Origin of the sequence: Paraburkholderia acidiphila (assembly GCF_009789655.1) — a bacterium.
In the GTDB taxonomy this organism is placed as follows: domain Bacteria; phylum Pseudomonadota; class Gammaproteobacteria; order Burkholderiales; family Burkholderiaceae; genus Paraburkholderia; species Paraburkholderia acidiphila.
This window is the reverse complement of sequence record NZ_CP046910.1, coordinates 849,127-876,047: the sequence shown is the minus strand read 5'-3', so window position 1 is coordinate 876,047 and position 26,921 is coordinate 849,127. Positions and strand designations below refer to the sequence as shown.

23 protein-coding genes are annotated in these 26,921 nt (G+C 64.9%); 13 read left to right on the top strand and 10 right to left on the bottom strand.

The features are described from left to right. Window positions 1-7: 7 nt before the first annotated feature. From FAZ97_RS18520 to FAZ97_RS18510, 3 genes are all read left to right on the top strand, one after another. Window positions 8-1,624, top strand: coding sequence for an HAL/PAL/TAL family ammonia-lyase (locus FAZ97_RS18520; RefSeq protein ID WP_158759893.1), 1,617 nt, complete (start codon window positions 8-10; stop codon window positions 1,622-1,624). A gap of 13 nt (window positions 1,625-1,637) precedes the next feature. Then, on the top strand, window positions 1,638-2,393 hold the full coding sequence (gene hutC / locus FAZ97_RS18515; RefSeq protein WP_158759892.1) for a histidine utilization repressor: 756 nt from the start codon (window positions 1,638-1,640) through the stop codon (window positions 2,391-2,393). 85 nt (window positions 2,394-2,478) lie between these two features. Then, a complete protein-coding gene (locus FAZ97_RS18510; RefSeq protein WP_158759891.1) occupies window positions 2,479-3,453 on the top strand; it encodes a LysR family transcriptional regulator in 975 nt (324 codons plus the stop codon). 44 nt (window positions 3,454-3,497) lie between these two features. Here the strand turns inward: FAZ97_RS18510 and FAZ97_RS18505 are convergent, their stop codons facing one another. Further along, window positions 3,498-4,613: a 4-hydroxyphenylpyruvate dioxygenase family protein gene (locus FAZ97_RS18505; RefSeq protein WP_158759890.1), complete on the bottom strand. Its 1,116-nt coding sequence runs from the start codon at window positions 4,611-4,613 to the stop codon at window positions 3,498-3,500. 291 nt (window positions 4,614-4,904) lie between these two features. On the opposite strand from FAZ97_RS18505, the gene shiA reads away from it, so the two are divergent. Together shiA and FAZ97_RS18495 are read left to right on the top strand one after the other, a co-directional pair. Further along, window positions 4,905-6,218: a shikimate transporter gene (shiA, locus tag FAZ97_RS18500; protein WP_158759889.1), complete on the top strand. Its 1,314-nt coding sequence runs from the start codon at window positions 4,905-4,907 to the stop codon at window positions 6,216-6,218. A 97-nt stretch (window positions 6,219-6,315) separates the two neighbouring features. Beyond that, a complete protein-coding gene (locus tag FAZ97_RS18495) occupies window positions 6,316-7,086 on the top strand; it encodes an IclR family transcriptional regulator domain-containing protein (protein WP_158759888.1) in 771 nt (256 codons plus the stop codon). A 6-nt stretch (window positions 7,087-7,092) separates the two neighbouring features. Here the strand turns inward: FAZ97_RS18495 and FAZ97_RS18490 are convergent, their stop codons facing one another. The 4 genes from FAZ97_RS18490 to FAZ97_RS18475 all read right to left on the bottom strand — a co-directional run bounded on the left by FAZ97_RS18490 (window position 7,093) and on the right by FAZ97_RS18475 (window position 11,427). After that, complete coding sequence (locus FAZ97_RS18490) at window positions 7,093-7,944, bottom strand: mechanosensitive ion channel family protein (protein WP_158759887.1); 852 nt, start codon at window positions 7,942-7,944, stop codon at window positions 7,093-7,095. A gap of 178 nt (window positions 7,945-8,122) precedes the next feature. After that, window positions 8,123-9,313, bottom strand: coding sequence for an arginine deiminase (locus FAZ97_RS18485; protein WP_233271811.1), 1,191 nt, complete (start codon window positions 9,311-9,313; stop codon window positions 8,123-8,125). 165 nt (window positions 9,314-9,478) lie between these two features. Then, window positions 9,479-10,903 (bottom strand): basic amino acid/polyamine antiporter, encoded by a 1,425-nt coding sequence (locus FAZ97_RS18480; RefSeq protein WP_158759885.1) that lies wholly within the window; start codon window positions 10,901-10,903, stop codon window positions 9,479-9,481. 62 nt (window positions 10,904-10,965) lie between these two features. Then, window positions 10,966-11,427, bottom strand: coding sequence for an outer membrane lipoprotein (locus FAZ97_RS18475; protein ID WP_158759884.1), 462 nt, complete (start codon window positions 11,425-11,427; stop codon window positions 10,966-10,968). Between the two features lie 292 nt (window positions 11,428-11,719). On the opposite strand from FAZ97_RS18475, the gene FAZ97_RS18470 reads away from it, so the two are divergent. From FAZ97_RS18470 to FAZ97_RS18455, 4 genes are all read left to right on the top strand, one after another. After that, a complete protein-coding gene (locus FAZ97_RS18470; RefSeq protein ID WP_158759883.1) occupies window positions 11,720-13,135 on the top strand; it encodes a basic amino acid/polyamine antiporter in 1,416 nt (471 codons plus the stop codon). A 54-nt stretch (window positions 13,136-13,189) separates the two neighbouring features. Continuing rightward, a complete protein-coding gene (locus tag FAZ97_RS18465; RefSeq protein WP_158759882.1) occupies window positions 13,190-14,146 on the top strand; it encodes a cation diffusion facilitator family transporter in 957 nt (318 codons plus the stop codon). A 204-nt stretch (window positions 14,147-14,350) separates the two neighbouring features. Then, complete coding sequence (locus FAZ97_RS18460) at window positions 14,351-15,076, top strand: cytochrome c oxidase assembly protein (RefSeq protein WP_199272149.1); 726 nt, start codon at window positions 14,351-14,353, stop codon at window positions 15,074-15,076. Beyond that, a complete protein-coding gene (locus FAZ97_RS18455) occupies window positions 15,073-15,585 on the top strand; it encodes a CopD family protein (RefSeq protein WP_158759881.1) in 513 nt (170 codons plus the stop codon). The genes FAZ97_RS18460 and FAZ97_RS18455 overlap by 4 nt, the downstream gene beginning before the upstream one ends. On the opposite strand, the gene FAZ97_RS18450 is transcribed toward FAZ97_RS18455, so the two are convergent. Next, window positions 15,549-16,061, bottom strand: coding sequence for a DUF2231 domain-containing protein (locus tag FAZ97_RS18450; RefSeq protein WP_158759880.1), 513 nt, complete (start codon window positions 16,059-16,061; stop codon window positions 15,549-15,551). The genes FAZ97_RS18455 and FAZ97_RS18450 overlap by 37 nt on opposite strands. A gap of 57 nt (window positions 16,062-16,118) precedes the next feature. Between FAZ97_RS18450 and coxB the strand changes: the two genes are divergently transcribed. From coxB to FAZ97_RS18430, 4 genes are read left to right on the top strand one after another with little or no spacing between them, the layout of a single operon-like run. Next, entirely contained in the window at window positions 16,119-16,799 is a 681-nt protein-coding gene (coxB, locus tag FAZ97_RS18445; RefSeq protein WP_233271810.1) for a cytochrome c oxidase subunit II, read from the top strand. Beyond that, the gene (gene ctaD, locus FAZ97_RS18440) at window positions 16,796-19,333 is read left to right on the top strand and encodes a cytochrome c oxidase subunit I (protein ID WP_158759878.1); all 2,538 of its coding nucleotides are present in this window, start codon (window positions 16,796-16,798) and stop codon (window positions 19,331-19,333) included. The genes coxB and ctaD overlap by 4 nt, the downstream gene beginning before the upstream one ends. Beyond that, complete coding sequence (locus tag FAZ97_RS18435) at window positions 19,330-19,668, top strand: hypothetical protein (RefSeq protein WP_158759877.1); 339 nt, start codon at window positions 19,330-19,332, stop codon at window positions 19,666-19,668. The genes ctaD and FAZ97_RS18435 overlap by 4 nt, the downstream gene beginning before the upstream one ends. 35 nt (window positions 19,669-19,703) lie before the next feature. Then, window positions 19,704-21,029, top strand: a complete 1,326-nt coding sequence (locus tag FAZ97_RS18430; protein WP_158759876.1) for a ferredoxin reductase family protein — start codon at window positions 19,704-19,706, stop codon at window positions 21,027-21,029. A gap of 151 nt (window positions 21,030-21,180) precedes the next feature. On the opposite strand, the gene FAZ97_RS18425 is transcribed toward FAZ97_RS18430, so the two are convergent. The 4 genes from FAZ97_RS18425 to FAZ97_RS18410 all read right to left on the bottom strand — a co-directional run bounded on the left by FAZ97_RS18425 (window position 21,181) and on the right by FAZ97_RS18410 (window position 26,894). Continuing rightward, window positions 21,181-21,975 (bottom strand): hypothetical protein, encoded by a 795-nt coding sequence (locus tag FAZ97_RS18425; protein WP_158759875.1) that lies wholly within the window; start codon window positions 21,973-21,975, stop codon window positions 21,181-21,183. 101 nt (window positions 21,976-22,076) lie between these two features. Then, window positions 22,077-23,648: an alpha/beta hydrolase gene (locus tag FAZ97_RS18420; protein ID WP_158759874.1), complete on the bottom strand. Its 1,572-nt coding sequence runs from the start codon at window positions 23,646-23,648 to the stop codon at window positions 22,077-22,079. A gap of 119 nt (window positions 23,649-23,767) precedes the next feature. Next, complete coding sequence (locus FAZ97_RS18415; protein ID WP_158759873.1) at window positions 23,768-25,234, bottom strand: efflux transporter outer membrane subunit; 1,467 nt, start codon at window positions 25,232-25,234, stop codon at window positions 23,768-23,770. A gap of 70 nt (window positions 25,235-25,304) precedes the next feature. Continuing rightward, window positions 25,305-26,894: a proton-conducting transporter transmembrane domain-containing protein gene (locus FAZ97_RS18410; RefSeq protein WP_233271809.1), complete on the bottom strand. Its 1,590-nt coding sequence runs from the start codon at window positions 26,892-26,894 to the stop codon at window positions 25,305-25,307. Window positions 26,895-26,921 lie beyond the last annotated feature (27 nt).

Sequence of the window (26,921 nt, the reverse complement as noted above, 5' to 3'; positions counted from 1 at the left end):
CTCCCTCATGGCAATCACACGTACCCAGAATCCGCTCGACTGGCGCGAAATCGCCAACATTGCCGCAGGCGAACCGCTAATGCTCAGCGCGCACGCGCAGGCGAGCATTCGCAGCGCCCGTGCACTCGTCGAGCAAATCGTCGCGCGCAGCATCCGCGCGTATGGCGTGAACACCGGCGTTGGCGCGCTGTGCGACGTGGTCGTCTCGCAAGACGAACAGCACGACCTGTCGCACAACATCCTGATGAGCCACGCCGTGGGCGTGGGCGAGCCGCTCGGCGCCGAGGAAACGCGCGCGATCATGGCTGCGGCCATCAACAACTTCGCGCACGGCCATTCGGGGGTGCGGCTCGATGTCGTCGAGCGGCTCGCCGCGTTGCTCGATGCGGGATGCCTGCCCGAGGTGCCCGCGTTCGGCTCCGTCGGCTATCTGAGCCACATGGCGCACATTGCGCTCGTGTGCGTGGGCGCGGGATATGTGCGCTGGAACGGCGAACGCCTGAGCGGCGCGCAAGCCCTGCAGCGGCTCGGTCTGCAGCCCCTGTCGCTCGAAGCGAAGGAGGGGTTGAGCCTCGTGAACGGCACGCCGTGCGTGACCGGGCTCGCCGCGCTCGCGCTGCAGCGCGCCGAGCGCCTGCTCGACTGGGCGGACGTCGTTGCCGCGATGAGCTTCGAGAACCTTGGCGGCCAGATCGCCGCGTTCGACACCCGTTCGCTTGCGTTTCGCGTGTCGCCGGGCCTCGCCCGCGTGGGCGAGCGCCTGCGCGCAGCGCTCACCGGCAGTTCGCTGCTCGAAAAGTCGCTCGGGCGGCGCACGCAGGACCCGCTCAGCGTGCGCACGATTCCGCACGTGCACGGCGCGGCGCGAGACACCCTCGCCGCGACGGCCGAAGTCGTGAACCGCGAGCTTGCCTCGGTGACCGACAACCCGATCGTTGCGGGCACACCGGAATCGCCGCAGGTGTACTCGCAGGCGCACGCGGTCGGCGCCTCGATCGCTCTGGCGATGGACAGCCTCGCAACCGCGATTGCGCAAGTCGCGGCAATGGCCGAACGGCGCCTGGACCGTTTGGTGAACCCGCTCGTGAGCGGCCTGCCCGCCTTCCTCGCTCACGCGAGCGGCACGCGCTCGGGTTTCATGATCGCGCAGTACACGGCCGCCTCGCTCGTCGCGCAGAACCGCCGTGAGGCGGCGCCCGCGAGTCTCGACGGCGGCGTGACCTCGGGGTTGCAGGAGGACCACTTGTGCCATGCCACGCCGGCTGCGCTCAAGGCGCTCACGATCATCGAGAACAGCAACCGGATTCTCGGCATCGAACTGCTCGCCGCGGCGCAGGCCTACGATCTGCAACCGCTCGATGCGGCGCGCGCGCCCTACACGGACGCGCTTTACGCCAGCGTGCGCGCCGCGCTGCCGACCTATCGCGACGACCGCCCGCTCTCCGACGACATGACGTTCGCGTTTCGCCTCGTCGCCGGCGGCGCCCCGCCGCCGCTTCCCGGCCCGGCGCATGAGCGCTCCCCGGCCGTCGCGCGGGAGACGGAACCCGACATGCGCCCGGTTGCACGCAGTACGGCGGCTCCGGCAAGCAACGACGCGCTTCCCGGCGCGGTCGGCGTCTGAAGCGAGGTCAGGCATGCACGCGCCCTCTTCGCTCATCGACAACCCGACGCGTTCCGCTACAGCTACCGCGCACAAGGTCGCTCCCGCGTATGAGCAGATCAAGCGCTACGTGGTCGATCGCATCACGGACGGAACCTGGAAGCCGGGCGAGGCCATTCCGTCGGAGACGGAACTGGTCAAGGAATTCGGCGTCGCGCGCATGACCGTATCGCGCGCGCTGCGCGAACTGTCGGCCGAGCATGTCCTCAGGCGCGTTCAGGGCGCGGGAACCTTCGTCGCCTCGCGCGATGTCGAATCGACCGTTCTCGAGGTTCGCAACATTGCCGACGAAATTGCCGCGCGCGGTCACCGGCACAGCGCGCGCGTGCTGACGCTGGAAGCCAGTTCGAACGCTCAGGCACTGGCCGCGCTCGAGCTGGGCGACGGTTCCGTGTTCCATTCGCGCATCGTCCACTACGAGGACGACGAAGCGATTCTGTACGAGGACCGCTATGTGAACCCGCATGTGTTTCCGGGCTATCTGGAACAGGATTTCACGCGGGAAACGCCCAATCACTACATGATGAGGCTCGCGCCGGTTCAACGCGCGGAGTTCCGGATCTACGCGCAAAAGCCGGACGCGGACATACGGCGCCATCTTGCGATGAATATCGGCGAGCCCTGCCTGCTGATGTGGCGGCGTACGTGGGTGGGTAGCGCCGTTGCGACGGCTGTCGAGCTTTGGCATCCGTCTTCGCGCTTTCATCTGGTTGGCAAGGTATCGACCTGACACCGGGCCTCCCGCGCTGCCATCGTCGCCACGTTGCACAACGTTTAGAATCTCTTGCGATCGGAGCAACGTTGGAGCACCACGGATGAAACTGCACCAGTTGCGCGTCTTGCTCGCGCTCGCGCAGCACGGCAGCATGCACGAGGCATCGCGCAGCCTGCACATCTCGCAGCCCGCGCTTTCCAAGGCGATTGCGGAACTCGAGCGTGAACTGGGCGTGACGCTCATGTCGCGCTCGGTGCGCGGCGTCAGCCTGACGAATTACGGGCGCGCGCTCGCGAAGCGCGCGAGCGTGGTCGAACAGGAATTGCGCCACGCGCTGGAAGATATCGAAGGCATGCGCGGCCATGCCGAGGCGCAACTGAACATCGGTTTTTCCGCCGTGGCATCGAGCGGGCCGCTGCCCGAATCCATCGCGGCGTTTCGCGCGCGCTTTCCGGGCGTGGAGGTGCACGCCTTTGAAATGCGGCCGCAACAGATACTCGAAGGGTTGCGCGAAGGCCGTCTCGACCTCGCGCTGATCTCGACGAACAGCGGGCCCGGCACGAATGCGTTTCAGTGGGAGCCGCTCTTCTCCGTGGGCATGGTGCTCGCCACGCGCCCCGGCCACCCGCTGGCGCGCACGACGCGCGTGCGCGATCTGCTCGAGGCCGACTGGCTCACGCTCGACCCGCTGGACGATCCCGGCAGCCCGCTCGCAAGCCTCATGCGCCTCAACCGCCTCGACATGCCCAAGCGCATCGTGCACAGCGTGTCGAACCTGCTCGGCCTGCAACTCGCGACCTGCTCGGATGTGATCAGCATGTGGTCCGATTTCGTGTTCTACGGCATGAGCGGGCCGCTCGTCCTCAGGCGCGACGCGTTGCACACGCTGCCCATTCGGGACGAACTGCCGGACTTCCACGTGTTCATGGTGTACCGGTCCACGGACCTGATGACCCAGGTGTGCACCGAGTTCAGCAAGGAGATTCGCCATCGCTGCCGCACGATGGTCCCGCCGCGCGCCGCCGCGCTCAGCGCGGCGCGCGCGCGTAAAACAACAGGCGCAACTGCGAAGTAACGTTTGGATCGGTAACGTTGCGAACTGCGCAGCTTAACCTGCGTTTAGCCCTGGTTCGCGCCCGCCTCGCGCGAGCGCGCAAGCACGTCGAGATTGCCCTCGCCGAAACCGTGGTGGCCGCTGCGCTGCACGACTTCGAAAAAGATCTCGCCGGGATGGCGCGTGGCAAACGTCTGGAAGAAGAGCCGCGGCACCCCGTCTTCGCCAATCTCGCCGTCGATCAGCACGTGACGCTTGCGCAAGGCCGCAAGGTCCACGCCGTGGCCGGGCAAACGCGCATCCACGGTGTCGTAGTAAGCGGGCGGCGGCTCGACGAACTCCACGCCATTGGCCATGAGCGCATCGACGCTCGCGAGGATGTCGTTGCTTGCCAGCGCGATGTGCTGCACGCCTTCGCCAGGGTGCTCGGGCAGATAGTCGTGCAATAGCTGCGTGCGCCGCGTGCCTTCCTCGTACACGGGAATGCGCAGCTCGCCATCGGGCGACACCATCACGCGCGACTCCTCGGACACATGCCAGTTCGCGTTGATCTCGTGAATCTCGCGGAAATGCAGCAGGTCGCGGTAGAAGTCGAGCCACTCCCCAATGCGCCCCGCGCCCACCGTTTGCGTGAGGTGATCGACGCGCGTGAGGCCCGTGCCGCCGTGGTCGAGATCGGTGTGCGCCGTAGCGACGTCGATGGGCCGAAAGTCGATATCGAAGATCGAAATGTCGCCCACGCCGCCACGCTGGCCGCCGCGTCCGCGCCAGCGGTCGATGAAATAGAGGTGCGAATCCCCAATGCCCTGGATCGCGGGAATGTGCAACTCGGCGGGCCCGAGGCGCTCGCCTTCGAACGCCCACGCGCCGAGCGAGATGGCGTGCTTGAACGCGCGCTTCGCATTGTCGACGCGCACGCCGATCGCGCAGATGCCCATGCCGTACTCCTGCGCGTAACGCGCGGCGAACGAATCGGGCTCGGCGTTGAGCAGGAAATTCATCTCGCCCTGGCGGTAGAGCGTGACCGCCTTGCTCACGTGGCGCGCGATTGCCTTGAAGCCGAACTGCTCGAAGCGGCGGCCGAGGTCGGCGGGCTCGGGCGCGGCGAATTCGACGAACTCGAGGCCGGCCATGCCGAGCGGATTGTCCGCCTGCGGCGGAAGGTTAGCGGGGCTGGACATGCAATAGGCTCCTGACGCAAGCGCTGAAACGGGGACTTCGCCGCCACGGGCGCGCGAAGCAGGCCGATTTTAACCATTTCGTTCATTTTGACGAAGACCGCCGTCTGCGGGCGGTCCACGCGCCATCTCGGTGCAAACCCGCAAAGCGTTCGATAATCGCACGCCATTGGGCGATAATCGCGCAAAACGGCGCCGTCACGCATTGCCGGATAGCGTGGGCCGCCCTATGCTGCGACTCACGTTTAGCGCATATCGCAGCATGGCACATGCGCAAAAGTCTGGAGACAACTCATGACCCCAAGCCTCGACACCACCGGCTCGCCCGACGCCGCCCCACTTTCGCCGTCGCGCAGCCAGGCCCGCAAGGCGGCGCTCGGCAGCTTTGTCGGCGCGGTCGTCGACTGGTACGACTTCCTGCTCTACGGCATTGTCGCCGCGCTCGTGTTCAACGGGGCGTTCTTCCCGCAGGTCAGCAAGTCGACGGGCACCCTCGCCGCCTTCGCGACTTTCGGCGTGGGCTTCCTGTTCCGCCCGCTCGGCGGGATCGTGTTCGGCCACTTCGGCGACCGGCTCGGACGCAAACGCATGCTCGTGATCACCGTCATGATGATGGGCCTGTCCACCGTGGCCATCGGCCTGTTGCCGACCTACGCGACAATCGGTCTGTGGGCGCCCGCGCTGCTCGTCGCGTTCCGCGCGCTGCAAGGCTTCGCGGTGGGCGGCGAATGGGGCGGCGCGGCGCTCATGGCCGTGGAAAGCGCGCCGCGCGGCAAGAAGGCGTTCTACAGCAGCGGCGTGCAGGTGGGCTACGGCGTGGGCCTCGTGCTCGCCACGGGCATTGTCGCGATCCTGAGCCACCTGCTCGGCGAGGCGGCGTTCCGCTCGTGGGGCTGGCGCCTGCCGTTCGTGTTCAGCGTCGTGCTCGTGCTGATCGGCCTGTGGGTGCGCTCGAGCATGGACGAGTCGCGCGAGTTCGTCGAGAAAGTCGAGCACGGTCATCGCAAGCTCAAGATGCCGGTGCTCGAAGCGATCACGCGCCACCCGAAGGCCTTCCTCTACATCGTCGCGCTGCGCCTCGCCGAACTCTTCACGATGTATATCGTGACCGCCTTCGCGCTGAGCTATTCGACCACCAACCTCGGCCTGTCGCGCGATCTCTTTCTCGGCATCGGCCTCTTCGTGGGCGCGCTGAGCTGCGTAACGATCCCGTGCTTCGCGTGGCTCGCCGACCGCCTCGGGCTGCGCCGCATCTATCTGATCGGCGCGTTCATCGGCTTGCTGAGCGCCGTGCCGTTCTTCCTCGCGCTCGAAGCGCGGGCCACGGTCTGGATCGTGATCTTCTCGGTGATGCTCGCCAATGTGGCCCACGACATGGTCGTGAGCGTGCAGCAGCCGCTCTTCACCGAACTGTTCGGCGCGGAGTACCGCTACAGCGGCGCGGGCGTGGGCTACCAGTTCGCGAGCGTGGTGGGCGGCGGCTTCACGCCGTTCATCGCGGTGGCGCTGGTGGGCGTGGGCGGCGGTTCGTGGCACCTCGTCGCCGCGTATCTGGCGATTGGCTGCCTGATCTCGCTGATCGTGGCGGCGCGCATGAAGCCGGAGTGACCACGCGCGCATCGTTGGCTGGCGAGCCGCAGGCGTTTGGCGCCTGCGGCTTTTGCCATTGTTTTGGCGACCTTGCAGCACAAGGCCTTGCACGCCGATGAAGAAACCGCCACTGGACCCGCGCGACTGGATCGCGGGGCTCGAAAAAGGCCTCGCGATTCTCGAAGCCTTCGACAGCGAGCACGCGCGTATGACCCCCACCCAGGCGGCCGAGCGCACGGGACTCTCGCGCACCGCCGCGCGCCGCTATCTGCTCACGCTCGAATCGCTGGGCTATGTGTACACGGATGGCCGCCTGTACGGCCTCACGCCGCGCGTGCTGCGCGTGGGCTGGTCCTATTTCGATTCGGCGCGCCTGCCGCGCACCGTGCAGCCGTATCTGCAGCAGTTGAGCGCGACGCTCAACGAATCCGCCTATGTGAGCGTGCTCGATGGCTGGGATCTCGTCGTGATCGCGCGCAATGGGGTATCGCGCGTAATGACCACGGGCTTCGTGCTCGGCGCGCGCGTGCCCGCGCCGCTCATCTCGCCCGGTGTGGTGCTGCTCGCGCACGAGGCCGATCAGGAAGCGGTTTCCGCCTGGCTCGATACGGTCGAGCTTACGCCCTTCACGCCGCATACCATCACGAGCGGCGCGCGCCTGCGCGAGAAGATCGGGCGTGCGCGCGTGGATGGCTATGCGCTCATCGAGCAGCAGTTGCAGGTGGGCGTGCGCGGCATTGCCGTGCCGCTCAGGAATCGCAACGGCGAGGTGGTCGCCGCGCTTAGCACCAATATGCCGATGGGCGAGGAAAGCCCGGAGGCTGCGCTGCAGCGTGTCCTGCCGCATCTGCAGGAGAGCGCGCTCGCGATGCTCAACGTGCTTTGACGTGCCCTAGCGCTGCGTTAAGGCCGCGTTAGTACCCGTCACACGCGCGTTACCCGCCACCGCGAGCCCCGCCGTCGCCAGCGCTTCGCGCGCATGGCCGCGTATATCGTCCACCGCGTATTGCGCATCGGCCTTGCGCACCCATGCGCGCAAGCGCAAGCGCGCGCCGCCGCCAGACGGGTAGCTTTCCACAGCGACCGTCGGTGCGAGTGTCGCGCCGCTTTGCACGCGCGGCTCGGCGCACACCATTTCCTTGAGCTTGCCGATGGCGGCGTCCACCTGATCGCGCCGCGCGAGATCGACAGTGACGTCGATACGCTGCGTGCCGCCGCTGCTGTAGTTGATGACGGGATTGCTCCAGATCTGGCTGTTCGGCACGAATACGACATTGCCGTCGCCGCGCTCGATACGCGTCGTGAATAGCCCGACTTCGCACACGATGCCGGCCGCCGCGCCGCTGCCTTCGATCACATCGCCCGCACGAAACGGGCGCAGCATCAGCAGCATGATGCCGGCGGCGATATTTTGCAGGGTGCCTTGCAACGCGAGGCCGATGGCAAGGCCAGCGGCGCCGAGCGCGGCGAGCACGCTGGCCGTGGCGATGCCCACTTCGCTCAATGCGGCAACGAGCGCGATCACGCGCACGGCCCACGCCGCCATGCCCGCGAGCATGGGCGCGAGTGTCGGGTCGGCGTGCGAGCGCGTCAGCATGCTCGCGAAGACCTGCGCGACGCGATTGGAGACCCACCAGCCGACCACCACGATCAGCACGGCGACGACGAGATTCATGACGTCGTGCGTCATCGTGGCAAGCAGCGAGGGTTGAAGATGAAAAAGGCGGTTGAAGAAATCGTCCATGATCGGGGATCAAGTGGTTGCGATGGGGAGCGAGGTGCGCGCAATGCGCACCCCACAGGACCCCGCAGCAGTCCGCATGCCCGTAAGCTTTGAAAGGCCCAGCGACGCATGCCCTCTTGATCCGGCACCCTTGCAGCGCGATTGCTTGCGCCCGCAACGGTCTCCCCGCCCTGCGACGCTAGAAGTCCACCGCATCGCGAATGATCGGGCACGTCATGCAATGGCCGCCGCCGCGGCCGCGCCCCAGTTCCGCGCCCACGATGCTCACGACCTCGATTCCGGCCTTGCGCAGCAGCGTGTTCGTATACGTGTTGCGGTCGTAAGCGAACACGACGCCAGGCGACGTGCATACCAGGTTCGCGCCGCTGTCCCACTGCGTGCGTTCGCGCTGGTAGTCGTTGCCGCCCGCCTCCACCACCCGCATTTTCTTGATGCCGAGCGCCGCGCTCACTACCTCGACGAAGGACTTCTTCTCCTGATGCAGTTCCACACCCGCCGGGTGATCGCTGGGCCGGTACGTGAACGTGCGGGTACGCGCGAGAAAATCCGGCGCGATCAGCACGCAGTCGCGATCGGCAAACGTGAAGACCGTATCGAGGTGCATGGCCGCGCGAATTTTCGGCATGGCCGCCACGATCACCTGTTCGGCCGCGCCCTTCTTGAACAGCGTGGCGGCGAGCTGGCTGATGGCCTGCCGCGACGTGCGCTCGCTCATGCCGATCAGCACGGTCTTGTTGCCGATGGGCATGACGTCGCCGCCTTCGAGCGTCGCCATGCCGTGGTCCTCGGTGGGGTCGCCCCACCACACGTTGACCTTGCCCGCAAAGTCCGGATGAAAGCGGTAGATCGCCGCCGCAAGGATCGTTTCCTCGTGCCGCGCGGGCCAGTACAGCGGATTGAGCGTCACGCCGCCGTATATCCAGCACGTGGTGTCGCGCGTGTACAGCGTGTTCGGCAGCGGCGGCAAAAGATATTCGGTGGAGCCCGCCGCTTCGCGCACGACCTTGAGCGCCGCGCCGCCGTGCGATTCGGGAAAGTCGTAGATCGACAGGCCGCCAAGCAAGGTCTCGGCCAGCTTGCGGTCCTCGAGCCCTTCCAGATAGCTGCGCAGTTCGTCGATGAAACCCAGCCCGACCTGGTTCGGCACAATCTGATTGTCGAGAATCCACTTCTTGCCTTCGGGCACGGCAACGGTTTCAGCGAGCAGATTGTGCATTTCCACGACTTCGACGCCACGGTCGCGCATTTTCGTGACGAAGTCGAAATGGTCGCGCTTCGCGTTGTCGACCCACAGCACGTCGTCGAACAGCAGCTCGTCGCAATTGCTCGGCGTGAGACGCGAGTGCGCCATGCCGGGTGCGCACACCATCACCTTGCGCAACTGGCCGACTTCCGAATACACGCCGAGCGCGCTGTCTTCCTTCGCCTTCGCCTTGCCGCCCTTCGCGGCCTTTTCTACTTTCCCCGCCTTCTCGCTCTTTTCACTCTTGCCACCGCCCTTCGCCTTGGACATATCGATCTCCACTCGTTTTCGTTAGAGCGCCATGGCGCCCGTTGCCAGCGCAACGATCCCCACGATGGCCGCGACAGCCGCCACGATGAAAATGACCCAGTCGCTCGTACGCTGGAAAACCTTCAGCTTGCGCTCTCTTCGCGCGAGGAAATACAGCACCGTGCCAGGCGCGTACAGAATCGCCGAAAGCAGGATGAACTTGAAACCGCCCGCCACAATCATGAACAACGTGTAGATCACCGCGACGGTGGCGAGCGCGAGATCGCGCCTGCGCTCTTCGGGCCGCACCTCGTAGCTCTCGCCGCGATTCGAGACCATGAACCCGTAGGCCGCGACGAAGAGATACGGGATCAGCGACATCGAGCTCGTGAGGTTGAGCATCAGCGAGAACGCATCGCGCGAGAAATAGGTGCTCGCCACCAGTAACTGCACGACGATGTTGGTGATCCAGAGCGCATTGGCCGGCACGTTGTTGGCGTTTTCACGCGCGAACACGGCAGGCATGTCCCGATTGCGCGCCGCCGCGAACATCACCTCGGCGCAGATGAGCGACCACGCCAGATACGCGCCCAGCACGGAAACGATCAGGCCGACGCTCACAAAGATGCCGCCCCACGGTCCGACCACGCTTTCGAGCACGGCCGCCATGGAGGGCTGGCGCATGCCCGCCACGTCCCCGCGCGGCAGCACCGCGAACGGCAGCATGGAAACAAGCACCATGAGCGTCGTTACGCCTGCGAAGCCCATGATCGTTGCGCGCCCAACGTCCGCGCGCTCCTTCGCGTAGCGCGAATACACACTCGCCCCTTCGATGCCGATGAACACGAACACGGTGACCAGCATCGTTGCGCGAACCTGCTGGATGAGGCCGCCCTCTTGCGCCGCGGACTGGATATTCAGCTGGAAGGTCCCGTACTTGAATACGAACAGCAGAATGACGACGAACACCAGGATCGGAATGACCTTGGCGAACGTCACGATCGTGTTGATGAACGCGGCCTGCTTCACGCCGCGAAGAATGAGAAAGTGAAATAGCCAGATGCCGATCGAGGCCACGACGATCGCCGTGACCGTATTGCCGTCGCCGAAGACCGGGAAAAAAGCGCCCAGCGTGGACTTGATCAGCACCCAGTACGAAACGTTGCCGATGCAACTGCCTATCCAGTAACCGAACGCGGAGAGAAAGCCGGGGTAGTCGCCGAAGCCCTCTTTGGCGTACATGAACACACCGGCGTCGAGGTTCGGCTTGCGCTCCGCGAGCGCCTGGAACACGCGTGCGAGCGTGTACATGCCCACGCCCGCCACGAGCCACGCAATGGCCGCGCCGACCGGCCCCGTTGCATTGGCAAAGGTTCGCGGCAGAGAAAAGATCCCGGCGCCCACCATGCCCCCGACTACCATCGCGGTCAACTGCACGCGACTCATCTTCTGCCCGGTATCGGCCATCGGCTTCCTCGCTTTGTTCGAAACTTCGCTTTGTCGAGAGACCAACCCCACCTGCGTTCACGTCATCGGGTCACGCGCACCGAGTTGTTGCCGAGCAGCACACGCACACGGTCGCCCGGCACGAACTGCTGATCCGCATCCTGGACCACTGACATCAGTTGCCCCGAATCCAGACGCACGACGATTTCAACGCCCGCGCGCTGCGTGACGCGCTGCTCCACGGCATTGCCTGCCGCGCCGCCCAACACGGCGCCGCCGATGCCCGCCGCAACGGAACCCGTGCCGCGCCCGATGTTGCTGCCTGCCGCGATACCCCCAAGTGCGCCACCCGTGATTGCGCCAATGCCGCTCGGGCCCGGCTGGATCGTGACCGGCCTCACGTTTTCAACGACACCGAGTTCGACCACCATCACCTGTTGCGCCTGGGCCGGCGTGAAGGTGGAACCCGAAGTGGGCGCCTCGCAGCCGGAAAGCGCAAGCGAGCCGACCACGGAGCCAATTAATGCTGCAGCGAGATATCGCATGACATTCCCCTATTGCGGCGCATTGCGGATTCGCTAATTGATTCGACCTGTTTGCTAACGATTGCGCGTACATTCATTAGCGAACATTCAGCCAATACGTGCCCGGCGGCGCTCCTTTCGCCATCCATCCTCCGGACACCTGACGAACATTATGGAATACGATTCGCCCATGAGGTATTCAACGTGACATTCGCTCGAGAATAGTTCAGCAATTCAATGTGGCGCGCATTTTCAATCCGCGATTTCCCGCGCTCGCATTACGACAGATCGACGATCGGTAAAAGGCGCTAACATGAAATCGACGGATGACCAGAAGTTGTCGCTGCCGGTGCTCACGGCCATGGTCGTGGGGTCCATGGTCGGCGCGGGCATTTATTCGCTGCCGCGCAACTTCGCGCTCGAAGCGGGCCCAACAGCCGCCGTCGTTTCATGGTGCATTGCGGGAGGCGGCATGTATATGCTGGCCCGCGTGTTCCAGCTGCTCGCGGAAATCCGGCCCGACCTCGACTCCGGCATCTTCGCCTATGCACGCGACGGCTTCGGCGGCTACGCCGGCTTTCTCTCCGCGTTTGGCTACTGGATGGCCGGTTGCTTCGGCAACGTCTCCTATTGGGTGCTGATCAAATCCACATTGGGTGCATTCGTGCCGGCATTTGGAAACGGCAATACGCCGATCGCCATTGCGGTTTCGTCAGTCGGCATATGGGCATTTCACTGGATGCTGTTGCGCGGCATTCAGCAGGCCACACTGATCAATGCGATTCTCACGGTCGTGAAGATTTTGCCGATTTTCGTTTTTATCGGCATTTTGAGCATCTATGCGAGTGCGGAGCCATTCACGAACAATCTCGCGGAAAGTGCCGGCAGGCTTTCCACGCAGGTCAAGGGGACAATGCTCGTCACGGTATTCGTGTTTCTCGGCATCGAAGGGGCCAGTGTGTATTCGCGCTACGCGAAAAAGCGCTCAGACGTAGGCGCCGCCACGATACTCGGCTTCGCCTTCGTGCTGTTGCTGCTCGTGCTCGTCACTCTGCTGCCCTACGCGCATCTCATGCGCGCGGACATCGCGGCCATGCGGCAACCTTCCATGGCGTCGGTGCTTGGCGCCGTGATCGGCTCGCCAGGCGTGGTGTTCATTGGCGGCGCGCTGATCGTCTCCGTGCTCGGCGCCTACCTCGCGTGGTCGCTGATCTGCGCGGAAGTGCTCTACGCCAGCGCGAAGGCGGAGGCCATGCCCGCCATCTTCGCGCGCCGCAACGCGCGCCAGCTTCCCACCGCCGCAATCTGGCTCACGAGCAGCGTGGTGCAGGCCTTCGTCATCAGCACGTACTGGTCCACCGACGCCTTCTCGCTCATGCTGCGCCTCACGAGCGCCATGGCGCTCATCCCCTACTTTTTTGTGGCGACGTTCGGGGTCAAGGCGGTCCGCGCACTCCCGCAATCGGCCATGAGCGCGCGAAAGCGCGCGCTCAGCTATGCCACAGCGGTCATCGCCACGATTTATACACTGTTCCTGCTTTACGCTTGCGGGCTGGAACTGCTCATCATGTCCGCGCTCCTGTATGGACCCGGCAGCCTGCTTTACATGTGGGCACGGCGCGAGCGCGGCCAGGCGTTTTTTTCCCGGCCCGAGTGGTGCGCGTTTCTCGTGGTGATGAGCGGCGGCCTCGTTGCGATTGTCGGGCTGAGCGCCTCGGCATGGCGTTAACCGCTCGCCTCACCGCCGCCATTCAAACGTTCCAACGTTCGACCGCGAGGAACCATGCCTATCAGCTACGCGCTCCGCAAGACGCAACTCGCGGCGGTCGAGCAGCGCGCGATGAAGGTGTCCATTTACGTCGTGTGCCTCGGTTTCGCGGCCAACGTCGGCTATGGCTTCTTCGTGCAGTCCGACACGCTGCTGCTCACCGCCATTTTCTATCTGCTCAACCTCGTGAGCGCCGTGCTCGGATTGCTCGCGGCCACCGTGGTAAGCCGGCCCGCGACGACTCGCTTCGAATATGGCTATTGGTTCCTGGAGCCGCTCGTGAATGGCATAAACGGGCTCATGATGCTGCTCGTTTGCGTGTACGGCCTCGTGAACGGGATCGAGGGGATACGCTCGGGCGGCCACAAAGTGAATGCGTACGGCGTCATGCTGATCAGCCTCGCGAGTTGCGTGATCTGTTTCGCCATGGTGGTCTATAAAAAGCACGCGGCCGCGCAGATCGATTCCAAGCTGCTCAGAACCGACGGCTGGAAATGGATCATGAAATTCACGTTCAGCGCCGCCACGCTGCTCGGCTTCTTCGTCTATTCGATCTTGCCCGAAAGCTTTCACTATCTGTGGGCGCGTTATATCGACAGTGCGATGACCGCAGGACTTTCGTTGATCTTTCTCTCCGTGCCCGTGAAGATCGTGCGCACGAGCTTTGCCGAATTGCTGCACATGAGCCCCGAAGAAAACAATCCGCGCGCGGAGATCGAGACGGCGCTTTCGAGGCTCGAACGCGAGCTCGGCATTCTGCGCCACCACACGCATGTGATCCAGGCGGGCCGGCGCAATTTTGTCGAAGTCAGCGTGCTTGTCGACACAACGTCCGCGCTAAGCGATCTTGCTTCGCAGGACAGATTGCGCGAACGCCTCTGGGAAACGCTAGGCTCGAATCCGCTGGAAAACCGCCTCACTGTGCAGATCACCGCGGACCCGCGCTGGGAAGACGGACGCCAGCCTGGATGACGCGCGCCTTTAGCCCAGCGGCTCGCGCTCATGCACAAGGGCGCTACCCGCGCCATCGGAACAGTATGGATAACGTGACAATGTCCTCGCCGCGAAGCTGACGAAGCCTTCGTCTGCTACTATCGTGGACATCCACGCAGGTCTTGTCACACCAACGGCTAAGCGTACATTACAGTACGATGCAGATCCGGAGGGCAACGTGTCATGCCAGCTTCACTGATCGCCTACTGCGGCCCCGCAGGCACTCCTGAAGACTTCTGGCTGCGCTGGAATACCGATCCGTTGTTGCTCGCCGCGCTTGCGGCTCTGGCGTGCGTCATTGTCTGTGGGCGCAGCGCGAATGCGCGTGCCGGCTGGCTGGCACTCGCGCTGATGGTCATCGTATTCGTCTCACCGCTGTGCGCGCTGTCGTCAGCGTTGTTCTCGGCGCGCGTCACGCACCACATCATCCTCATCGCCGCCGTCGCGCCCCTCCTGGCACGGGCCTTTCCGCTGCCGCGCATGCCCTCACCTCCGCTCGTGCCGGTGGTCGCCGCCCATGCGGTCATCGTCTGGCTCTGGCATGCGCCGGGGCTCTATACGTGGGGCCTCGCCACCGTGCCCGCCTACTGGTTGATGCAGGCCACCCTGCTAGGGAGTGCATGGTTGATGTGGCGCAGCATATTCTCCCCGCTGGTGCAGACCGGCGTCGCATTGATGGCGCTGGTCGCGACGATCGGGCAGATGGGCCTGCTCGGCGCCCTCATCGTCTTTTCTCCCCGTCCGCTTTACGCGGTGCATTTCGCCAGCACGGCCGCGTGGGGACTCACGCCGCTCGCCGATCAGCAACTCGCCGGCCTGTTGATGTGGGTGCTCGCGATGATCCCCTATCTCGCCGCGGGACTCTGGATCACATGGTCCTCGCTGCGCGGCGGGGAGCCCGCACTGTGACAACCGTCCTGAAGTTCATCCATCTGGCCGCGATCGCGATCTGGTCGGGCGGGCTCATCGTGCTGCCGTTCCTGTTCTGGCAGCGGCGCGCGCTCCCGGTCGGTCCCGAGCTCGACCGGTTGCACCGCATCACGAGGCTCGTGTATGTCGAGCTGACCTCGCCGGCGGCTTTCGTCGCCATCGCAAGCGGCACGGCGTTGATCTTCCTGCAGGCCACGTTCGTCGAATGGTTCTCGGTGAAGATGGTGCTCGTCGGCATCATGGCGATGCTTCATGTTCTTGCCGGCCTCGTGCTCCACCATCTTTTCCTGCCCGAGGGGCACTTCAGCCGCGTTGCGTCGATTGCTCTCGCAACCGCTTATGTGTTTGTTATCGTCGCGATCATCTGGGTCGTACTCGCCAAGCCGCACATCCCCTCAAGCACGTTCGCCCCGCATCTGTTCGAGCCCGGCGGGCTCTCCCGCTGGCTGCATCAGTCCTTCGGGGAAACCAGAATGCCAACGCCATGATCGAACACGAGCTTGCCTCCATGCCAGCCGGCGAAGCCCGTCATCACCGTGGCGAGTGCCGACAGCGCGAGTCCATGCGGCAGGACCTCCGCGGGATAGAGCAGGCGCAAGCCCCAGTTGGCGCCCGCGATCGCGACGAGCGTCATGGCGGCCACGGCATGCGACCAGCTGGCTTCCCTCAAGCGGATGCCGCGCACGAGCAGCAGTTCGGCCGTACCGGCAAGGCTGGCGCCCACGCCGCTCCAGAACGCAAAGCCGGCCGCCCACAGACCCGCCCTCACCCAGAACGGATCGCCCGACCACCAGTAGAGGACATCGACGCCCAGCGTGGCGACCACGAAGGCAATCGGGAAGTGCACCATCATGACGTGAATCGGGTGGCCGACGAGCGCGACGACCGAGCCTGCATCGAGCCGCAACAGTTCGAGCATCACCTCGCTGTGGCGTTGCGATCCGGAATCGTCTTTCTTTGCCATGGTCAATCCTCCCTGCGACGAAGGCGTGATACCTCAAGCCATCATAGTGTCTTGCGTGTGCCGGTCCAAGCCGGATTGGTCGCGGCGCTCACCGCCTGCGCCGGTCCGCTCTCGACGCTCTCACCGTCCGGGCCCGCCGCGGCTTCGATTGCCGGGCTCTGGTGGGTCATGCTGGCGGGCGCGGCCGTGCTGTTCGCACTCGTGCTCGCGCTGTTCTTTCTCGTGATCCTGCGGCCGGGCTGGGGCTCGGCGGTGCCGCCCGCGCGCTGGATCGTGCTCGGCGGCCTCGTGCTGCCGGCCGTGATCCTGATTCCCCTCATCGGCTACGCGCTCTATGCCGGCGAACGGCTGCTGCCGCTGCCGGGCCGCACCGCGCCGCGCATCGAGGCCATTGCGCAGCAATGGAGCTGGACCTTCCGCTATCCCGATGCGGGCGGCCTCGAAACGAAGAACGTGCTGCACCTGCCCGCTGGCACGCCCGTCGACATCGTCGTCACGAGCGAAGACGTCGTGCACGCGTTCTGGATTCCGCGCCTTGCCGGCAAGATCGACGCGATCCCCGGGCATGAAACGCGCCTGCGCGTGGAAGCCGATCAGCCGGGCCAGTACGAAGGCCTGTGCAACCAGTTCTGCGGACTCGGCCATGCGGGGATGCACTTCGCGGTGATCGTCGATCGTCCCGAAGACTTTTCCGCCGCCCTCAAGGAAGCGGCCGCCACCGGGGAGGTGAAGAAATGAGTGTGCCCGTCGAGCCTGGGTCACAGGGCGTGAACGCGCTGCGGCTGCACCGCCAGCTTGCCGCGATCTGGGCCACGGGTCCCGGCGTGAAGCGGCTCTCCTCCGTGAACCACACCGTGATCGGCATGCGCATGATGATTACCTCGTTCGTGTTCTTCGCGATCGCGGGCGTCCTCGGCATGCTCACGCGCGTGCAGCTCGCGAGCCCGCATGCCGCGTTCATGGACGCGGAGACCTACAACCAGGTCTTCACGATGCATGGCTCGATGATGCTGTTCCTGTTCGCGATTCCGATGGTGGAAAGTTTCGCGGTCTACATCACGCCGAAGATTCTCGGCACGCGCGATTTCGCCTTTCCGCGGCTCACGGCTTACGGTTACTGGTGCTACCTGTTCGGCGGCACGATCCTGACCGTGGCGCTCATCATGCATGTCGCCCCCGACGGCGGCTGGTTCATGTACACGCCGCTCAGCTCCAACGTGTATACGCCAGGCATCAACGCCGACGTCTGGCTGCTCGGCGTGACCTTCGTCGAAATCTCGGCGCTCTCGCTCGCGATGGAGATCGTCGTTTCGATCCTCAAGATGCGCGCGCCGGGCATGTCGCTCGACCGCATGCCGATCTTCGCGTGGTACATCCTCGTGACGGCCATGATGATGATCGTGGCCTTTCCGCCGCTGATCCTCGGCTCGATCATGCTCGAGGTCGAGCGCGCGTTCGGGCTGCCGTTCTTCGACCCGCACCGCGGCGGCGATCCACTGCTCTGGCAGCACCTGTTCTGGCTGTTCGGCCACCCGGACGTCTACATCATCTTCCTGCCGATGGCGGGCGTGCTCTCGACGATCATCCCCGTGTTCGCGAGGCATCCGCTCGTCGGCTACCGGACCATTGTCGTTGCGATCATTGCGCTGGCGTTCCTGAGCTTCGGCATCTGGGTGCACCACATGTTCACGGTGGGCATTCCGCATCTGGCGCTCGCGTTCTTCTCAGCAGGCTCGGCGATCGTCGCTGTGCCGACCGCGATCCAGTTCTTCGCGTGGCTCGCCACGCTGTCGCACGGCCGGCCGCGCTGGGATGTGCCGATGCTTTACATCTTCGGCTTTTTCTTCGTATTCACGGCGGGCGGCCTGACCGGCGTGATGCTCGCCATCGTGCCGTTCGACTGGCAGGCGCACGACACCTATTTCGTCGTCGCGCATATGCACTACGTGGTAGCCGGCGCCCTCGCCTTTCCGATGCTGGCCGCGTTCTATTACTGGCTCCCGCTGCTGACCGGCCGCACCGCCGTGCACAGGCTCTCGCTGCCGGCCTTCTGGCTCGTCTTCATCGGTTTCAACATGACCTTCTTCCTGATGCACCTGACCGGTCTGCTCGGCATGCCGCGGCGCATCTTCACCTATAGCGGCGACGAAGGCTGGAACTGGCTCAACCTGCTCTCCTCGGTGGGCGGATTCGTCATGACGATCGGCTTCGCGCTGGTGGCCATCGACATCGTCGTGCAACTGCGCTTCGGCAGGCGCGTGCGGCGCAATCCGTGGGATTCGACGACGCTCGAATGGGCCATGCAGATCCCGCCCGCACCCTACGCGTTTGCCTCACTGCCGCGCGTTGGCACGCAGACGGACGGCATCGGACCGGGCCAGCTTGCCGTGTCGCTCGCGCGCGGCGAAGGCTATCTCGGCTTTACGCGCAACGGCTGGCAGGAAACGCTTGGCGTACACATGACGTCGGGGGAGCCCGATCAGCTGATCGTGCTGCCGAACGCAACGTATCTGCCGCTTTTCACCGCCCTCGTCACTGGCGCCGCGGTGCTTGCGATGCTGTTCAAGTTCTACCTGCTATCGGCCGCGCTCGCCTTCGTGACGTTCGGGATGTTCGTCTTCGCCGGACAGCGCGCGGGACTGCCGCGCGACTATGGCCCGCTGCCGGTGGGCCACGGTGTCAATGTGCCGCCGCATACGGAAGTGGCCAGCGCGCCATCGTGGCTCGCGCTCGTCTGCGCGCTGGTCGCAAACGGCACGCTGTTCACGTCGCTGATCTTCGGCACGTTCTATCTCTGGATCGCCGCGCCAAACTGGCCCGCTGCGGTGACGCCGCAGCCGAGCCGTTTGCTCGCATTCCTTACGATTGCTGGGCTCGTCGTCGCGGCAGCGGCAGCGCGCGGTTCGCTGCGCACCACCACGGCGGGTGGCAAAGCGCACGGTTGGATCGTACTTGCCGCGCTGGCACTCGTGGTAGCGCTAGTCGCCGACGTCTCACTCATCTCCGGCGTCACGCCGGATCCGCGCGCGCACGCGCTCGGTGCGACGGCCGCCGCGCTGCTCGCTTACATCGCATTGCATGCCGGCGTCGGACTGCTGTTCCTCGTCAGCAACCTGCTGCGCTTCCGTGCAGGCTTCATCTCCCCGCGGCGATTCACCGACCTGCGCCTGTCGCGCTTGTGGCTCGACTACACGGCAGTGACGGCGTTCATCGCGCTCGGCCTCGTGCTCGCGCTGCCCGGACTCGTCGCGATGCTCGGAGCGCGGCCATGAACGGGCAGCCGCTTGCGCCGCGGCGGCTGTGGTGGCTGGCCGTCGGCTTCACGATCTGGTGTCTCGCGCTCGTGATCCTGTACGCGCTGCATGCGATCGGTTGCGCCTTCGGCTGGCCGGCGGGCCCGCTGCGCCTGAGCCTCGCAATCGTGCTGCTCGCGCACCTCGTGGCGATCGGCTGGCTGTGGCGCTATCGTGCGTCCGCGCGGCGCGACCCGGGTCCCGCGCGGATCAGCACATTCCTGCACACCGTTGTCATCTGGACCTTGATCGCGGCGCTTGCCGCCACCGTCATCACGTTCGGGCCCGCGCTGTTGCTGACCACCTGTATCTGAGCAGTGCGTAGCAAGCCTGGCGTAGAGGGGGATTCATGAATGCTCGCGATCTCGTGCGCAAAGCCATCTGGTCGGCCATCTATCTGCTCTTCATTCTCGCCCCGCTGTTTGCGCTGCTCGCGGGCACGCTGCCGCCCGCGCGGAATTTCGGCACCGAGTTTTCGGTTGCGCTCGGCTATTCCGGTCTTGCGATGATGGGGCTGCAATTCGGCCTCACCGCGCGCTTTCGGCATGTGACCGAACCGTGGGGCGAGGACGTCATCTATCACTTTCATCGGCGTGTCTCGCTGCTGGCCGTGGGTCTTGTCGTGGCGCATCCGCTGATCCTGATCGCCATCCGCTCGGAATCGCTCGCGATGCCGGACTCCATCCTGGATATCCCATGGGGCGCCCGCTTCGCAGTGCTGTCGATCGTCGCGCTCATCGTGCTGGTGGTGACCGCCTTGTGGCGCAAGCAACTGAAAATCCGCTATGAGACCTGGCATCGGTCGCATATCGTGCTCGCGCTGACCACAATCGGCGCGGGCATGCTGCATATGGTCGGCTGGGGCTTCTACCTCACCGATCCGCTCAAGCGGATCCTGTGGATCGGCATGACGATCTTCTGGATCGCGCTGCTGCTCCATGTGCGCATCGTCAAGCCGCTCTTCATGCTGCGCAGGCCGTATCGCGTCGTCGAGGTGCGTAGCGAGCGCGGCGACACCACGACGCTCGTCATGCAGCCCGAAGGTCACGCGGGGTTTCGCTTCAAGCCGGGCCAGTTCGGCTGGCTGACGCTATGGGCCAGCCCCTTTCGCATCACCGGGCACCCGTTCTCGTTCTCGTCGAGCGCGCAGGCGCCGGACGGGCGCGTCGAAATGACGATCCGCAATCTCGGCGACTTCACTAGCGCGGTCAAAACGGTCACGGCCGGGCAGCGCGTGTATCTCGACGGCCCGTACGGTGCGTTCACGATCGGCAATCCGACGGATATGCATGTGCTGATCGCAGGCGGCATCGGCATCACGCCGATGATGAGCATGATCCGCACGCTCGCCGACCGTGGCGACAAGCGTCCGCTGGTCCTCCTGTATGGCAGCAAGGACTGGGAGTCGCTGACGTTCCGAGAAGAGCTGGAAGCGCTGAAGGCGCGGCTCGACCTGAAGATCGTGTATGTACTCTCGAATGCCCACGCGGGCTGGACCGGCGAGACCGGCCGCATCGACGCGGACCTGTTCAGGCGCCACCTGCCGCCCGAGTACACGGACCACGAGTACTTCATTTGCGGGCCGGATGTGATGATGGACGCCATCGAGACCGCGCTGGGCAACATGAAGGTGCCGATTGCCCGGTATCACTCCGAGCGCTACAGCTTCGTTTAGGAGAACCATCATGCGCCGCTTGCTCGCCGATCGTCTGGTCGTGGCCACAGGCGTGATTGTCGTTGTGCTCGCACTCGTGTTTGCGCTCGTGCGGGTAGCTTCGCGGTAGCAGGGTTGCTCGCGCCCATCCAAACTATGCAGTCCGAACAAGTCAGCGCGGCGTACGGGAATGATCGATCGCGGCCCGCGATGCGACCGTGCCGGCCGCGAAGCGCGGTGCGGCATTCGCCACCAGAATCAGCGCGGCACCGGCGAGGCCGCTCGATACGTGTTTGATCGCATGGCCGGCGATCACATGATGCGTGAGTTCCCACACCTGCCAGTCGAGGCTCTCGAAGATCTTTGCGACCCCGTAGAAAACGATCACCATCGTCCAGCCCAATACGCTGTCCACCTTGCGCGTGAGCGTCAAGCCGACGATGAACATGAGGCCGCCGAACTGCAGGATCGCGTACGGCCACAGGCTGTCGAGCGCGAGCCAGTACGCGATCGTGCCGAGCGACACGGCCACCATGATCAGCAACGGCACCCAGCCTACGCGCTGCCCGGTGTGCGACGTCCAGAGCATCGCCAGGATGCCCGCGAAGACGATCGTCATCGGCAGGCGGTCCCATACGAGCGTCGCGTCGGAAGGCGCCCAGTGATAGTAGGCCGACCCGATTGCGGTTAGCACGAGCCCGAATCCGGCGACGACCATGCCGGGGAATTTTGGCGGCTGCGGCCGCTGCCGGTACGCGTTTTGCCGCGCCCAGCCGAGGCAGGCGATTCCGCCCGCCAGAATGACGAGATTCGACAGCACGTCCGCTGCATGCGGGATGACGCCCAGCGCGCGCTGGTCGGCGAAGCGGTGATAGGACGCCGGCTGCGCGAGCGGCCATAGCAGCTGCAACACCGTGCCCGCCACGAAAAGCAGGATGCTGCCAAGCAGCAATCGGGGAATGTTCACGGAGCGCGTCTCCGGGTATGACGTCACACTCGACAGGCGCTTGCGCACCCTCCTCGTATGATCGGACAAACCGGGCCCGGTAACAAGGTTGGCTGGATCGGTTACGGCTCGCTGTAATCATCACCGGCCTGCTCGAGTTCCTTCAACTCTTCCGCGGGATCCTCCGGTTGCCCGGCAGCGGTCTCATGCGTGCGCTTCGGCGAATCGACAACGGGAGGCGGCATCCTGCCGATGCCCTCGTCGATGCGTTGCAGCAGATAGGGGAAGAACGGATTCGATGCAATCCGGAACATCGAGTCGAGCGTCAGGATCAAGGTGCCGCGCTCTCCGCGCGGCGCGAGCGTGCCCAGGTTGACATTGAAGTTTTCGTCGTCGCCCGGCTTGATACCGTAGAGTGCATCCGTCACCGGAAATGGGATCGCAACATGCGATAACGAAAAAATATCCGGCGGATAGTCGATATCCAAAGGCCGAACGCGGGTGGCCACACTGCCCGCATCGACACTGCGTTCAACGGTATGCGCCGAATCCTGTGACGCGTTGGCAATGACCGTGGTGCGATAGTTTTGCGGCCCGATACGCAAAAGCCGCGTGAGCGCGGAATAGGACGCGACGCGCAAGAAGGTTCTGAAGCTCACACTGCGGTTCACGTCGAACAACACGATTTCACTGCCGTTTGCGGGGAGCTTGTCGTACAACGACGACATGACCGCAGGGGTGCTGACCGTGAAATCGGTAACCGACTGGAACGTCAGTACGGGAGGAAGCAAATTCAGCCGGTTCTCGCGCTCGAGCCTCGCCATCTGCTCCTGGATGGCGCTCGTAAGCAGCCAGGACTGCCGCGCCGCGTTCACCGGAAACGAGTTGTACTTGAACGGGTTGAATTCCGGCACGATGCCGAGCCAGGCGGCCCGCGCGAACGCGGGCAATACCGCGGGCAGTCCCACGAGACCCGCAAACCGCGCGTAACGCGTGACGCCGATCATCGGCGAGATGAGCACGAGCCGGGTGGGACGCGTGAGCGCGGGATTCTCGATGGCGTCCATTGCATACTGCAGGGCAAGCGCGCCGCCGTTCGAAAAGCCGATCAGTTCGAGCGGCTTGTCCGGGCCCACGCGCCGGCGCGCTTCGCGAACCGCGAGCCGCGTGGCCGCGGCCCAGTCCTGCCATGTGACGTTGGTCAGTCCCGCAGGCACGGTACCGTGGCCAGGCAAGCGGATGGCGATCGCGACAAAGCCCCGGTCGCGATAATTGCGCGCGATGTGCCGCAAGCTATAGGGCGAGTCCGTCATGCCATGCAGCAGCACCACCGCGCCCACCGGCGGTCCTTGAGGTTCCAGTATGTACGAGCGGTTCCAGTCCTGAGCGAAGTGCTCCGGATAAATCGGCGAGCCTTCGTAGTAGCGGTTCGACGGGACACGCTCGGATACCTTGACCTTTTCGACGACGTTGACGCGCACATCCTCGAACAGCCGCGCCTCCTCCCGCATGTACGCATTCCAGTCGCCGGCGTCCATTTCTGCAACGCTCATCTCGTGCGGTACGTAGGTGTGCCAGACCGATAGTTCCGGGCCGCGCAGCGAAACCCAGGCCCGCAACCCCAGTGCGAGCAGCGCGAGCACGACCAGAATCGACACCCCTATTTTTATTACCTTCAGCGACGTGCGTAGCATTGGTTTTCTCTCGGAAGCAACGGCTCACCAGCAGGCCATCAGAGTATAGGCCGCCTGTGAAAGAGCAATACGGCGTACTGCCGCGAACGCGCGACCTGGTCCCGGGAATCTGTGCGAATTCACCTGCCCTGCGCGGCATTGACCTTGCGTTCGGCGCTCAAGGACACGGGCGTACGCGAATCGGCGATATCCACCCATCCGCCGCCCATGGCCTGATACACGCTGATCACCTGGTTGTAGCGCGAGGCCTGCAGGCTGGCGAGGGCAAGCTCGGCGGAGAACAGATCGTTTTCGGAAATCAGCACTTCGAGATAGCCAATCAGACCGTCTTCGAACTTGAGCCGCGAGAAGCGCGCGTATTCGCGCAACGCGTCGACGCGCTGCTGCTGAAGCCCGGTCTGCTCGTTGGTCTTCTGTGAGCTGACGAGCGCATTGTTGGTGTCGTTGAACGCGCCCAGCACCGTCTGCCGGTAGACGAGTTCGGCCTGGCGCTTTTGCGCCTCGGCCGACTGCACCTGGCCGCCAATCGCTCCCGCCGTGAAGATCGGCCCGGTCACACCCGCTGCAACCGACCAGAGCGCAGCGGGCCCGGAAAGGAAGTCGCCGAAGGCCGTGCTGACCGAACCCAGCGCGCCCGTGAGCGAGATGGTCGGATAGTAAAGTGCGCGCGCGGCGCCGACATTCGCATTGGCGGCGACCAGATTTTGTTCGGCCTGCAGAATATCGGGCCGGCGCTCGAGCAGTGTCGAAGGCAAATCCGCCGGGATGACGGGCAGCACCAGTTCGCTCACCGACTTGCCGCGTGGAATCGGCCCAGGATTGCGGCCCAGCAGAATGGATATACCGTTTTCCACGATGGCGATCTGCTGCTCGATGGCCGGTATCGTGGACTGTGCGAGCTTGTACTGCGACTGCACCTGCGACAGCTCCGTCTGGGACACGAGGCCCTTGCGGTAGCGCAGCTCGAAAATCCGCAACGTTTCGCCGAAGTTGCTCGCGGTTGCCTGCGCGATTTCGAGTTGCCGGTCGAGTCCGCGCAGCGTGATGTAGCTGGTCGCCACGCCTGTCACCAGCGAGAGCACGACGCCGCGCTGGGCCTGTTCGCTCGCATAGACCTGTGCCTGTGCGGCTTCGGTCAGGCGTCGTACCCGGCCGAACAGGTCGATTTGCCAGGAAGCGGACAGCGAGCCCTGATAGAGATTGAATACGGGTTCGAGCAAGGGCGAAAGCGGCGGCATGCCGACCTCGCTGGTCCGGTTGCGGCTCACGTTGGCGCCATAACCGACCTGCGGCAGGCCCTGCGAGCGCGCGGCGCGCAACACTCCGATGAACTGGTCGATACGCGCTGCCGCGATCCGCACATCCAGATTGCCCGCCAGGGCGGATTGAATCAGATCGTTCAACACCGGATCGTCGAACTGCTCCCACCACGCCGTGTTCACGACTGCTTCAGCCGCGGGCAAATCGACCCGCCACGTTGCGGGCACCGGCACCTCGGGGCGGCTGTAATCGGGACCCACGCTGAAGCAGCCGACCAGGCAACTGGTTGCGGCCGCAAGTATCGCAGTACACGTCAGCGTTCTCATGACGGACTCCAGGTTCTGCTGCGCGCGCGTCCCGTATGCGCAGGCGGTGCGGTCGTTTGCGCCATGCACATCAGACCGCCATCGCCAGCAGGCCACCGAACAGCAGCGCGGCGAGCAGCAGCGTCAGACAGGACACGGACCAGCCGCGCACGAATGCATCGGTACACACCGCGATTCGCGCCGCCCGCGCGCCGCCTCGTTGCATTCCGCGCAAAAGCCCGCCGATATCGCCCACGGGCACGGACGGCACTGTTTTGCCCCATCGGCTCCAGCCAAGCGCGAGCACCGCGCCAACGAGTACCGGCCAGAGCGCCGACCACAGCGCCGCGGGCGCCAGGGCCTGCGGTAGCCAGCCTACCGGAATCCGCAGATACAGCACCCACGGAACGGCCAGCGAGGCCACCACCATGGCCAGCCACGCGCCCCGGAACGGCCCCGGCGCGCGCGCGTTGTAGTGGGTCGTGGCCATCGCGCCGAGGCAGCGCACGAAATGCAGCATCAGCAACGTGGTCGCGGCTGAAGACGCCGCAGCCAGCCAGCTGGCCAGATCGCCGGACAACAGGTCCTTGGCCGCGTATTTGGCCAGTGCGCCGCCGGTCAACGGCAAGCCGCCGAGGCCAAGCGCGATGACTGCCGTGGGCACCTGCACGAGGCGCAACGATCCGGCGCCCGTCAACGCGACCACGCCCACGGCCAGAAACAACGTGCCTTTCACCAGCAGATGGTGCGCGGCATAGTAAGCGGCCGCCACCACGGTAGCGGGGTCGCCTGCGGCCAGCCCCATGCCGATCACGGCCATCAGGAAGCCCATCTGGCTCACGCTGGAGTACGCCAGCACGACCTTCGGCTCTAGCTGGGTGATGCCGATCGCCACGCCGTAGAACGCGCCGAACATGCCCAGCGCCGCGAATGGGATGCCGAATTGCGGCCATGCGGCGTGGGAAGTGAATGGCAGAAAGCGGACCAGCGCGATCACACTGGCCTTGACCACCGCGCCGCTCATCACCGCCGCCGCTGGAACCGGCGCCGCGCGATAGGCATGCGGCATCCAGAAGTGCAACGGCACCATCCCGGCCTTCATGCCGAGGCCAACCAGCAGCAAGAGCAAGGTGGCGTCGCGCCACGGCGAACCCGGCAAGGCCGCCGCCGCATCGCGTATCAGCAGGCTCCCTCCGGGCGTCGCCTGGGCCAGCAGGACCAACCCTCCTAGCACGAATGCCTCGGCCAGCAATGCAACGCCAAGATAAAGCGCGCCCGCGTATCGCGCTTCGGGCCCGTCGCCCTGCAGCACGAGCCCGCTGGCGCCGACACTCAATACCGCCAGCATCAGATAGAAACCAATCAGATCGGCCACCAGAAACACGCCCACGCTGCCGGTCAGAGTCATGAACCAGCAGACGACGAACCCATCGGCATCTTCGCGGCCCCGTACATATCGCGCGGCATAGATGCCGGCGAAGAGCCACAACAGCGCCGCCGTGCCGAGCAGCAACGCGCCAGGCGTGTCGAGCGCAAAACGCAGGGCGAACCGGCTGTGCCCGAGCGTCAGCGTTTCGCCCTGCCCCGCCCCGACTGCCGCCGCCAATGCGGGCAGCGGCGCAATCGCGAACCATGCAGGCAAGCGCCCGCGAACAGGCGCCGACGCGCACAGCAGCAGCATCAGCAACGGCAGGCCGACGGCTGCGGC

What these genes read in the sequence shown, in the direction of transcription:
- shiA (WP_158759889.1), top strand. Translation starts at nt 4,905, where the DNA reads ATGACCCCAAGCCTCGACACCACCGGCTCGCCCGACGCCGCCCCACTT.
- FAZ97_RS18485 (WP_233271811.1), bottom strand. Translation starts at nt 9,313, where the DNA reads ATGGTGTGCGCACCCGGCATGGCGCACTCGCGTCTCACGCCGAGCAAT.
- FAZ97_RS18430 (WP_158759876.1), top strand. Translation starts at nt 19,704, where the DNA reads ATGAATGCTCGCGATCTCGTGCGCAAAGCCATCTGGTCGGCCATCTAT.
- FAZ97_RS18475 (WP_158759884.1), bottom strand. Translation starts at nt 11,427, where the DNA reads ATGCGATATCTCGCTGCAGCATTAATTGGCTCCGTGGTCGGCTCGCTT.
- FAZ97_RS18480 (WP_158759885.1), bottom strand. Translation starts at nt 10,903, where the DNA reads ATGGCCGATACCGGGCAGAAGATGAGTCGCGTGCAGTTGACCGCGATG.
- FAZ97_RS18460 (WP_199272149.1), top strand. Translation starts at nt 14,351, where the DNA reads ATGCCAGCTTCACTGATCGCCTACTGCGGCCCCGCAGGCACTCCTGAA.
- FAZ97_RS18505 (WP_158759890.1), bottom strand. Translation starts at nt 4,613, where the DNA reads ATGTCCAGCCCCGCTAACCTTCCGCCGCAGGCGGACAATCCGCTCGGC.
- FAZ97_RS18450 (WP_158759880.1), bottom strand. Translation starts at nt 16,061, where the DNA reads ATGGCAAAGAAAGACGATTCCGGATCGCAACGCCACAGCGAGGTGATG.
- FAZ97_RS18495 (WP_158759888.1), top strand. Translation starts at nt 6,316, where the DNA reads ATGAAGAAACCGCCACTGGACCCGCGCGACTGGATCGCGGGGCTCGAA.
- FAZ97_RS18490 (WP_158759887.1), bottom strand. Translation starts at nt 7,944, where the DNA reads ATGGACGATTTCTTCAACCGCCTTTTTCATCTTCAACCCTCGCTGCTT.
- FAZ97_RS18415 (WP_158759873.1), bottom strand. Translation starts at nt 25,234, where the DNA reads ATGAGAACGCTGACGTGTACTGCGATACTTGCGGCCGCAACCAGTTGC.
- FAZ97_RS18520 (WP_158759893.1), top strand. Translation starts at nt 8, where the DNA reads ATGGCAATCACACGTACCCAGAATCCGCTCGACTGGCGCGAAATCGCC.
- FAZ97_RS18510 (WP_158759891.1), top strand. Translation starts at nt 2,479, where the DNA reads ATGAAACTGCACCAGTTGCGCGTCTTGCTCGCGCTCGCGCAGCACGGC.
- FAZ97_RS18470 (WP_158759883.1), top strand. Translation starts at nt 11,720, where the DNA reads ATGAAATCGACGGATGACCAGAAGTTGTCGCTGCCGGTGCTCACGGCC.
- ctaD (WP_158759878.1), top strand. Translation starts at nt 16,796, where the DNA reads ATGAGTGTGCCCGTCGAGCCTGGGTCACAGGGCGTGAACGCGCTGCGG.
- FAZ97_RS18435 (WP_158759877.1), top strand. Translation starts at nt 19,330, where the DNA reads ATGAACGGGCAGCCGCTTGCGCCGCGGCGGCTGTGGTGGCTGGCCGTC.
- FAZ97_RS18465 (WP_158759882.1), top strand. Translation starts at nt 13,190, where the DNA reads ATGCCTATCAGCTACGCGCTCCGCAAGACGCAACTCGCGGCGGTCGAG.
- hutC (WP_158759892.1), top strand. Translation starts at nt 1,638, where the DNA reads ATGCACGCGCCCTCTTCGCTCATCGACAACCCGACGCGTTCCGCTACA.
- FAZ97_RS18410 (WP_233271809.1), bottom strand. Translation starts at nt 26,894, where the DNA reads ATGCTGCTGCTGTGCGCGTCGGCGCCTGTTCGCGGGCGCTTGCCTGCA.
- FAZ97_RS18420 (WP_158759874.1), bottom strand. Translation starts at nt 23,648, where the DNA reads ATGCTACGCACGTCGCTGAAGGTAATAAAAATAGGGGTGTCGATTCTG.